Here is a 9,346-nt window from a genome sequence, read left to right on the forward strand (position 1 = left end):
GCGCGGAACGGTGAGCGTCTCCAGGGGACCACGGCGCGGCGGGGCCCGCGACCGGGCGGGCCCCGCCGGTGCGATCGCCGCTCAGCGCACCGCGGCGGGGGACGAACCGCCCGTCACGGCGAGCCGGGGCGCCCCGGTGCCGTCCGCGGGGACGGTCCAGACGTCGCTCCTGCGGCCCTCGGCGCCGGGCAGGGCGTAGGCGACGGTGCGGTCGTCCAGCCAGGCCGCCTGGTCGTCGACGCCGCGCGTCTCGGCGAGCGGCGTCTCGCGCATGGTCCGCAGGTCGAGGACGTACAGCCGCCAGGGCGCGGCCGGGTCGTCGGAGACCTTCTTCTTGAACGCGAGCCGGGTGTCGTCGGGCGACAGGGAGGGGCACTCCACGTTCTGCCGCAGCGCCTTCGCCGACCACTTCTCCCTGTCCCCCTCGACCAGGTAGGTGCGGCCCTTGGTCGAGACGGTCGCGTAGAAGCGGTTGTCGTCGCGGGCGAAGCTCACCCCCCAGTAGTTGACGTCGGGGGCGTGGTAGCGGGCTCCGTCGATGGTGAGGGGGATGTCCTCGATGGACTTGACGAGGTATCCGGTGCGCAGGTCGAGAACGGCGGTCCGGGTGGAGAACGCGGTGGTGGCGTACGAGTCGCCGGTGGCGAACACCGTCCAGGACAGCATCCGCCCGGACGCGGAGACGCGGGCACGGGTGGGGATGCCGGGCACGGTGATCCGGCGCCGCTCGCGCAGCGTCCGGTCGAACACGATCGCCTGGGTTCTCGGCAGCACGCCGGGCCGGGCGCGCAGGCAGATCGCGTGGTCCCCGGCGGCGTAGAACCGGTCGCAGGCGGGGCCGTCGGCGGCGCGGGCGCCGGGGGGCGCGGCGAGCGGGCGGCGCGCGACGCGCCCGGTGGCCGTGTCCCGGAAGTAGAGCGCGGGCCCGGTGACGGTGAACGAGGCGTCGGCCTCGGTCGGCTGGGCCCGGGCGCGGTGCTGGGCGTGCAGGACGTAGCCGGCGGAGCCGCCCGCGAGGAGCAGCACGGCGGCGGCCAGGGCGGCGAGCCGGGCCCGGGGCCCCATCCGGGTCGTGGGGCGGGGCGGGGTGGCGCTCATGCGGTCGGCCTCTCGGTGGTCGGGGCTCCGGGCGCGGCGGCGGCGCCGGAGGGGTCGCGGGGCAGCAGCACCCAGCCGCCGGCGAGCGCGGCGAGCAGGGCGGTCGCGGCCGCCCACAGCGCGGGGCGCGGCCCCCACACGGTCCAGGCGGCGCCGAAGCCCGCGGCGGCGAGCATCCGGGCCAGTGCCTGGCCGGTCTGGAGCAGGGCGAGTCCGCCCGCCCGGCCGTCGCCGGGCAGCACGGGCCCGGCGAGCGCCATCAGCACCCCGTCGGTGGTGGCGTAGAAGACGCCGAGCAGGACGAGGACGGGCACGACGGGGAGCAGGGCCGGGCCGCCCGCCGGGGCGAGCAGGGCGGCGTACACGCCGAGCAGCGCGAGGTGCCCGCACAGGAACGGCAGCCGTCGTCCCACCCGGTCCGCGAGCCGCCCCGCGGGGACGGCGAGCAGCAGGTAGCACGCCGCCGCGCCCAGCGGCAGCAGCGGGAACCAGCCGATGGGAAGGTCGAGGCGGCGCTGGAGCAGGAGGTAGACGAAGGCGTCCCCGACGGTGGCGGCGCCGAGCAGGGCGGCGGCGCCGAGGATCCGCCGGAAACGCCGGTCGCGCAGGGCTCCGAACACGGCGCGGGTGCGGGGCGCGGCGGCGGTCGGCGGTGCGGCCCGGTCGCCGGGCACGTACAGCGCAAGGAGCAGCACGCCGAGCGTCCCGACGCAGAAGCTGACGACGAACACCGCGTCGTAGGCCCCGGCGGTCGCCCAGAGCAGGGCGAACGCGGCGAGCGGGCCGAGGAGGGCGCCGGTGGTGTCCATCGCCCGGTGCACGCCGAAGGACCTGCCGAGCGTCTCGGGCGGGCTGCTGAGGGTGATCAGCGCGTCGCGGGGCGCGGTGCGGATGCCCTTGCCGACGCGGTCGGCGGCGAGGGCGGCCGCGATCCCGGCGGTGGCGCCGCCCGCGAGGAGCAGTCCGATCCGGGAGCAGGCGGAGAGGGCGTAGCCGATTCCGGCGACCCTCTTGTGCCGGCGCCCGCGGTCGGCGGCGTGTCCGCCGATCAGCCGGACGAGGGACGTCGCGCCGTTGAACAGGCCGTCGAGGAAGCCGAATTGGAGGGGTGAGAGACCCAGTCCGAGGACCAGGTAGAGCGGCAGCACCGCGGTGACCATCTCGGAGGAGACGTCGGTGACGAGGCTGACCGTGCCGAGTGCGAGGACGGTGCCGGGGACACGCCGGCCCGCCCCGCCGGTGCGGGGCGGGGCCGGTGTGTCGCGGCGGCCTGTGGTCGCCAGGTACATCAGTGGCAGGTGTACTTCGGGCTGGTGTCCTTGGTCTTCCCGTCGGCGCCGACGTAGCTGAAGCTGTAGCCGGTGTCGGTGAAGTCCAGTTTCAGGACGCCGTATTCGCCGCTGATCCGCTTCTGGCTGTTGGGCTGGACCTCCTCGATGGGGTAGGGCTCGGCGCCGCCCATGCCGCCGATGACCTCGGTGATGCCGTCGGCGGTGGCCTTCCCGTCGGGGTTCTGCGGGGCGAACCGCTCGTAGTGGTGGTCGTGCCCGTTGAGCACCAGGTCGGCCTTGGCCGCGTAGAGCAGCTTCCAGACCGGGCGGCTGACGGGGTCGTTGCCGTGGCCGCCCGAGGAGTACAGCGGGTGGTGCCAGTAGGCGGCGACGCACGCCTTGCGGTTGGCGGCGAGGTCGGCCTTGAGCCAGTCGGTCTGGGCGCTCTTGTCGAGGGAGTTGGAGTCGAGGGCGATGAAGTGCCAGTTGCCCTCGTCGAAGCTGTAGTAGCTCTTGCCCTGGGGGTAGGCGATCGACCCGAAGTACGCCTTGTAGCCGGCGAGCGCCCCGGCCGGGTCGTAGGTCTCGTGGTTGCCCGGGACCGGGTGGGTCTTGCTCTTGAAGGCGCCCCAGGTCTTGTCGTAGTAGGCGCGGTAGTCGGAGATCCGGGCGTCGTCGTACTGGTTGTCGCCCATCGTCAGATAGAACTTCGGGTCGATCTTCCGGGCCTGCGCGGCGGTCCTGGGGTGGGCGCAGCCGCTGTCGGAGGCGGTGCACTGGGCGGCGATGTCACCGGCGGCGACCACGGTGAAGGCGCCGGTCTCGGGGGGTGTGCCGGAGAGCGTGCCGTACACCTCGACCTCGTGGAGCGAGTAGCCGTACGAGGTGCCGCGCGCGGTGCCGTACACGCGCAGGTAGCGGCCCTTGCCGGAGAGTCCGGCCCAGTCGTCGGCGCCGCCGTCGCCCGCCGTCTCGTCGGCGATCCGGGTCCAGGCGGAGCCGTCGGCGGAGACCTCGATCCGGTACGCCTTGGCGTAGGCGGCCTCCCAGCTGAGTCTCACCCGGGTGACGTCGGCGGTGGAACCGAGGTCGACCTGGATCCACTGCGGGTCCTTGCCCTCGGCGCTGGCCCAGCGGGTGGCGGGGTCGCCGTCGAAGGCGTTCTCCGGGCCGAGGCCGGAGCCCTCGGTGGAGGAGGCGGTGGCGGGTCTGCCGCGGGAGATGAGGGGGTCGGCGGTGGCGTCGGCGCGGTCGGGGACGGCGAGCAGCAGCCCGCCGACGAGGAGCAGCACGGCGGCGACGACGATGCCCGCCGTGCGGCGCCGCGCGGATGGGAGGAGCGGAGCTGAGCCGTTCAGGTGCATACCTGGACTCCTGGCCTGGGGGGTGGCGAGAGCTGGGCGTCGTGCGGGACCGCGCCCCCTGCCCGTGCGCGGGCGGGGCACGGCGTCGAGGTGGCCGGGTCAGAGCTCTCGCTGAGCGCGTCATGCCCGCCTGGGCGGGCACCGCGCCGGGCCACCGCCCGGAATGCTAGCGAACAGTAAACTTTCCTACCAGTCCCTCAACTCGCCTCGATCCGGCTGGAGTTCGCGCCCGCGAGCGGTCGGCACACCCCCGGTGGGCTCCCCCGGACGTCCGTGCCGGGAAGCCCGGCGCGGCGGGAGTGCCGGCGGCGGGTCCGGGGCGGGTGCGGCCCGTGCCGGGCGCGGCTTGCCCCGGATGGCGCGCGGGACGACGCTGGAGGGGGCGGGCCCCGGCCCGGGGAGCCGGGCGCCGGGGCGCGCGCAGCTGGAGACGACGCGGAGGCGCCGGGCGTGGACCGTACGGTATTCGAGGCGCGTCATCGGCCCGGCACGGCCGGTCACCGGACGGTGCCGCACACCGCCGACCTGCGGGTGGAGGCGTGGGCCCCGACGGCGGCGGGCTGTGTAGCCGAGGCCGTGCGCGCGGTGGTGGAGAGCTTCGCCGACACGTCGGGGGCGGCGGCGACCGGGGAACGCGAGTGCGTGGTCACGGCCCCTTCCGACGACGATCTGCTGGCGTCCGTCCTGGAGGAGGTGGTCTACCGCCTGGACGCCGACGGGGAGATCCCGCTCGACGTGGACGTGGAGCCGTACGGGTCGGCGGGCGGCGGCCCGGGGCTGCGGGTGCGCTTCCGCATGGCCGACGCCCGGACCGCCCGGGAGACCGGCGCGGCGCCGAAGGCCGTCGCACTGCACGGGCTGCGGCTGCGGCACGGCCCCGGCGGCTGGTCCTGCGGGGTCACCGTCGACGTCTGAGCACGCTGCGGGGCCCGGCGTCCGAGCACGCCGCGGATCGCGAAGAACCCGCACCGCCGCCGTCCGCGCGCGGGGCCGGCGGCCGACCGGAGGCGAGCGTCATGGAGATCGCACTGACGGAGCGGAGCCCGTACCGGTTCCGGATCGAACGGCGGGAGCCGATGCGCGTGCCCGGGGTGGTGTTCGCCTCGCGGGCGCTGCTGCCGCGGGCGTCGGGCGACAAGGCGCTGGAGCAGGTGGCGAACGTGGCGGCGCTGCCGGGCATCGTGCGCGCCTCGTTCGCCATGCCCGACGTCCACTGGGGATACGGCTTCCCGATCGGCGGGGTGGCCGCCACGGACGTCTCCGAGGGCGGGGTCGTCTCACCGGGCGGCGTGGGGTTCGACATCTCCTGCGGCGTCCGGCTGCTGGCCGCCGGCATCGATCGCGAGGCGCTGGATCCCGCCCGGATGCGGCGGCTGATGGACGCCCTCGACCGCACCGTTCCGCGCGGCATGGGTCGGGGCGGTCTGTGGGAGCTGTCCGGGACCGGGGAGATGGACGAGCTGCTGGTCGGCGGGGCCCGGTACGCGGTCGAGCACGGTCACGGCGTGCCCCGCGACCTCGCCCGCTGCGAGGACCACGGGGTGCTGGACGGCGCGGCCCCGGGAGAGGTCAGCACACGGGCTGTCGAGCGCGGGCTCCACCAGGTGGGGAGCCTCGGGTCCGGCAACCACTTCCTGGAGGTGCAGGCGGTCGACCGGATCGACGACCCGGTCACGGCGGCGGCCTTCGGACTGCGGGCGGGCCAGGTGTGCGTCATGATCCACTGCGGTTCGCGCGGGCTCGGACACCAGGTGTGCACCGACCACGTACGGGTGATGGACCAGGAGCTGCAACGGCACCGCGTCCGGCTCCCGGACCGGCAGCTGGCCTGCACACCGGTCGACTCCCCGCGCGGCCGGGCCTACCTGGGGGCGATGGCGGCGGCCGCCAACTACGGCCGCGCCAACCGGCAGTTGCTCTCGGAGGCCGCCCGCCGCGCCTTCGCGACGGCCGCGGGCGCCGGCCTGGACCTGGTCTACGACATCTCGCACAACACCGCCAAGATCGAGACCCATGAGGTGGACGGCGCACGGCGGACGTTGTGCGTCCACCGCAAGGGCGCGACGCGGGCGCTGCCGCCCGGCCACCCGGACCTGCCCGAGGACCTCTCCGGGGCGGGCCAGCCGGTGCTGGTCCCGGGGACGATGGGCACCGGCTCGTATGTGATGGTCGGCCTGCCGGACAACGACGCGTTCCACTCCGCCTGTCACGGCGCCGGCCGGGTCTGGAGCCGCCACCAGGCGCTGCGCATGGTCCGCGGGGAGCGGCTCCGCGACGAACTGGAGCACCGCGGCATCGCCGTGCGCCCCTCCTCATGGCGCGGTCTCGCCGAGGAGACGCCGGAGGCGTACAAGGACGTCGACGCGGTGGTCGCCGCCACCGAGGGGGCCGGGCTGGCCCGGCCGGTCGCCCGCCTGGTGCCGCTGGGCGTCGTCAAGGGATGAGGACGCGGGGCGGTTCCCCGGCGAGCCGCAGGAGAGGAACGGCGACCGGAGCGCGCCTGACGGGCCTTCGGCCGGCGGTTCCGGCACGCGCCTCGGCCGACGCCTTCCGCGCACCGACGACGTCCGCGCACGCGCCGGCCCGCCTGCCGGCCCACCGCGAGGGACCCGTCCGCTCGCCTCCCCCGTTCCCCGTGCCTGCCCGTCGGCGTCCCCGGCGTCCTACGTACCGTCGAGGCCGTCGATGCCGTCGGCGTCGTCGGCGTACGCCTCGCCGACGGTGTAGACGTCCTTCACCTTGACCTCGGTGACGCCTCGGCCCTCGGGGAAGACGCGCCGCCAGTCGCCGATGACGTGGAGCTCGTCGGTGCCCATCGCCCGTACCACGGGAAGGCCCTCGTCGTGGGCCTTGAGCGCCTTCATCCAGAGGTTGGCGAACGCCTGCGAGCGAATGATGTGCATCCAGTCCGGCCGGTACAGCTCCCGGTTGTAGTTCGACTCCCCCATGGTGGAGACGAACTTCGAGTACATCGCCTTCACATACTCCAGCGTCACCTCGTCGCCGGCGGCGATCGCCGTGTCCCTGGCCTCCTTGAGCGCGACCCGGAACTTCTCCAGCAGGTTCTCGGTGGCCCCGGAGGTGAAGGACTCGTGGATCTCCGGCGGCTCGCACAGACCGTACTTCGGACCGGACAGGCGCAGCAGGAGGCGCAGTGTCGGTTCGGTCACCCACAGAGGTCCGGGTTCGTCCCGGTTGCCGATCGGGTTGGGGAGCACCGCCGTGTGCTCCCACTCCGGCGGGGTGATCAGGTGGACTCCGGCGCGGCGGCGGTCGTGGTCGAAGCCGGTGGAATGCTCCAGCTGACCGATCGGCAGGTGGGTCTTGAGGGCGGAGAGGTAGGCGCCGTTGATGTCGAGCGCCGTCACCTCGTGCCGGCCGGGCGGGAGCTCCCGGCGGGTCCATTTCGGCCGCGCCTCCCAGATCTGGTCCGCGCCCCGGGACGTCTGCTTCTTCAGGATGTCCGGGATCCAGGGGTGGGCGATCACGTCGTAGCGGGCGCCCTTGCGAGTCTCGTCCAGGAGCCGCATGGCGTCCGGGATGGACTTCTTCGTCAGGGCGGCGACGGCCGCGTCGACGTCGCCCCGGTGCTCGGTGAGCGCGTTCCGGACCGCCTCGTGGATCAGGTCGGCCGGGCCGGACGGTTCCTGGAACGCGCGCCGCGTCGGCGTCCGGGGACGCGCGGGCGGACCCGCCGGGGCCGACGCGTCGCCGCTGCGGGCCGGGGCGCGTCCCGGCGCCCGGTGGGCGGGCGCGCCCGCGGTGCGGGCCGGGGCCGACGCGGTGCCCGAGGGGCCGGCCGGCGCGGGGGCCGGGCGGCAGTCGGCCGCGTCCAGGTGCTGGGCGAAGCCCGCGACCCGCTGCGTGGCCGGATGCCCGCACAGCACGCACGGCTCCGCGACGGCGAGGGGCTCCACCTCGTCGGACGCCCGGCCGGGGCCCGAGGCGTCCTCGCCCTCCGGCCCGGGCCGGGGGGCGGCCCCGGGGACGGAGTCCGCCGCGCCGTCGGGCTCGGGCTCCGACGCGGGAGGACCGGCCCCGGGTCCCGGTACGGTCCCGGACGCCTGCCCGGGAGGACCGGCCCCGGGCTCGGGCTCCGACGTGGGCGGAACGGCCCCGGGCTCGGTGCCGAGCTTGGCGCTCAGGCCGTCCAGCAGATAGGCGTACTTGGTACGCGTCTCGCCCGACGGGTCGCGGCCGCTCTCCCATCCGGCCACGGTCGACGGGCCCACTCCCAGCGCCCGGGCCACCTGCGCCCGGGACAGCCGCGCCCGTTCCCGCAGCTCCCGGCGCGCCTCGGCGGAGGGGAGCTCGGCCTCCGGCCCGACGGCTGCGAGCAGCGAGTCGATCGCGTCGAAATCACTCACCGAACGGGCCTTTCAGAGGTAGGTGACGGGGTTGCGGGACAGATGCGGACTGGGAGTGGGACGGCCGACGCGCGGATCGCCGCGCAGCAGCTCGCCCTGGAGCGCGTAACGGCCGCCGTGCTTGGAGATACCGGTGATCCTCGCCACCGCGAGCACCGTTCCCGCTTCGTTGATGATCTGCGCCTCGCTCTGGGACAGGGCGCGATCGGCGTTGAACTTCCAGACACCCCGGCCGGCCTCCCATGCCTCGTCCTCGCTCATGCCGGGACGCCAGCCGAGGACCGTGCGCGCCAGCCCGTCACCGGCGTCCGCGGCACGCTCGGGACCGATCCGGATCTGCAGCACCGCCCACCTCCCGGAATACTCCGCAACTTGTCAAGAAGTTAACACCGCCGACGCGGCGAGCCGGCCAGGGCGTCGCGCGTCCGCTCCCCGCACGCGGGGACGCGCGGCGGCCCGCGCCCACACCGCGGGCCGCGAGGGCCGACGGGCGGGCGAGGGCCGGGCTCCCCGCCGACGGCGCATCGGCACCCCGGCGCGTCATGGGGAAGCCCGAACCGTCCAGCGGAGAAACTCCTCTTCATGGCGAACACACTCAGAGCATTCCTCGAAGGCGGTCCCGCCGATCTCCCCGAACGGATCGTCTCCCTCACCGCCCCGGGAGACGACTTCAAGGTCGCCTTCCGCGGCGGATACGAGCATTTCAGGATCACCACACGCCGCAAGGAGACGGAAGAGGGACAGTTGCCCGTCTACGAATGGTGGGAACGCACCGAATTCCCCGGCTGACCCCCGGCCCCAGGAGTTCACCCCGGCTCCAGGAGTTCTCCCGCCCTCCGCGGCGGGCGGGCGACGACGGACGCGGTACGTCGACGCCGCTGTCCGCGAGCGGCGCGCCCCCGGCCACGCCCGCCCGTCCTCACAGGGGACCGGAAGGACACCGGGCGGCCGGCGGTCGCGTGCCGCCCGCCGCCCGGTCGCCGTTCTCCCGATCCACGGCCCTCCCATCACGGCTCCGCCCCGACTGTCCGGGCCGCCCGCCCCGGCCGGCCGCCACGACACCCCGCGACGTCCCACAACGCGTCGACGCATCGCGCATCACGGGGAAGAGCGGAAGGAGCAGCAGGTCACAGGCCGAAACCAACAACGCAACGGAAATGTCGTGCGGTGTTTTCGGGGCGTGTCAATGAAAGACACGCCGTTCCGGGGGTGAGCGGGGGTCGGGAAAGTCGCCCGGACAGACCAG

General features: G+C 74.9%; 8 protein-coding genes. 3 read left to right on the forward strand and 5 right to left on the reverse strand.

The annotated features are described in order from the left end of the window. Nucleotides 1-81: 81 nt before the first annotated feature. From WA762_RS15280 to WA762_RS15290, 3 genes are read right to left on the reverse strand one after another with little or no spacing between them, the layout of a single operon-like run. Nucleotides 82-1,098: a TolB family protein gene (locus WA762_RS15280; RefSeq protein ID WP_335936233.1), complete on the reverse strand. Its 1,017-nt coding sequence runs from the start codon at nucleotides 1,096-1,098 to the stop codon at nucleotides 82-84. Further along, a complete protein-coding gene (locus WA762_RS15285) occupies nucleotides 1,095-2,387 on the reverse strand; it encodes an MFS transporter (protein WP_335936234.1) in 1,293 nt (430 codons plus the stop codon). Before WA762_RS15285 ends, WA762_RS15280 begins: the two co-directional genes overlap by 4 nt. Further along, a complete protein-coding gene (locus tag WA762_RS15290; RefSeq protein WP_335936235.1) occupies nucleotides 2,387-3,733 on the reverse strand; it encodes a discoidin domain-containing protein in 1,347 nt (448 codons plus the stop codon). The genes WA762_RS15285 and WA762_RS15290 overlap by 1 nt, the downstream gene beginning before the upstream one ends. A gap of 450 nt (nucleotides 3,734-4,183) precedes the next feature. Here WA762_RS15290 and WA762_RS15295 point away from each other — a divergent pair, with 450 nt between their 5' ends. Together WA762_RS15295 and WA762_RS15300 are read left to right on the forward strand one after the other, a co-directional pair. Then, nucleotides 4,184-4,648 (forward strand): archease, encoded by a 465-nt coding sequence (locus WA762_RS15295; RefSeq protein ID WP_335936236.1) that lies wholly within the window; start codon nucleotides 4,184-4,186, stop codon nucleotides 4,646-4,648. A 101-nt stretch (nucleotides 4,649-4,749) separates the two neighbouring features. Continuing rightward, the gene (locus tag WA762_RS15300; protein ID WP_335936237.1) at nucleotides 4,750-6,177 is read left to right on the forward strand and encodes an RtcB family protein; all 1,428 of its coding nucleotides are present in this window, start codon (nucleotides 4,750-4,752) and stop codon (nucleotides 6,175-6,177) included. Nucleotides 6,178-6,396: 219 nt separating this feature from the next. On the opposite strand, the gene WA762_RS15305 is transcribed toward WA762_RS15300, so the two are convergent. Both WA762_RS15305 and WA762_RS15310 read right to left on the reverse strand, forming a co-directional pair. Then, a complete protein-coding gene (locus WA762_RS15305; RefSeq protein ID WP_335936238.1) occupies nucleotides 6,397-8,100 on the reverse strand; it encodes a helix-turn-helix domain-containing protein in 1,704 nt (567 codons plus the stop codon). Nucleotides 8,101-8,112: 12 nt separating this feature from the next. Beyond that, nucleotides 8,113-8,445 carry a hypothetical protein gene (locus WA762_RS15310; RefSeq protein WP_335936239.1) on the reverse strand — a complete coding sequence of 111 codons (333 nt, stop codon included), beginning with the start codon at nucleotides 8,443-8,445 and terminating at the stop codon, nucleotides 8,113-8,115. 237 nt (nucleotides 8,446-8,682) lie between these two features. Between WA762_RS15310 and WA762_RS15315 the strand changes: the two genes are divergently transcribed. After that, nucleotides 8,683-8,889, forward strand: coding sequence for a DUF5988 family protein (locus WA762_RS15315; RefSeq protein ID WP_335936240.1), 207 nt, complete (start codon nucleotides 8,683-8,685; stop codon nucleotides 8,887-8,889). Nucleotides 8,890-9,346: the final 457 nt, after the last annotated feature.

Origin of the sequence: Streptomyces tyrfis, from assembly GCF_037034285.1 — a bacterium.
Classification (GTDB): Bacteria; Actinomycetota; Actinomycetes; order Streptomycetales; family Streptomycetaceae; genus Streptomyces.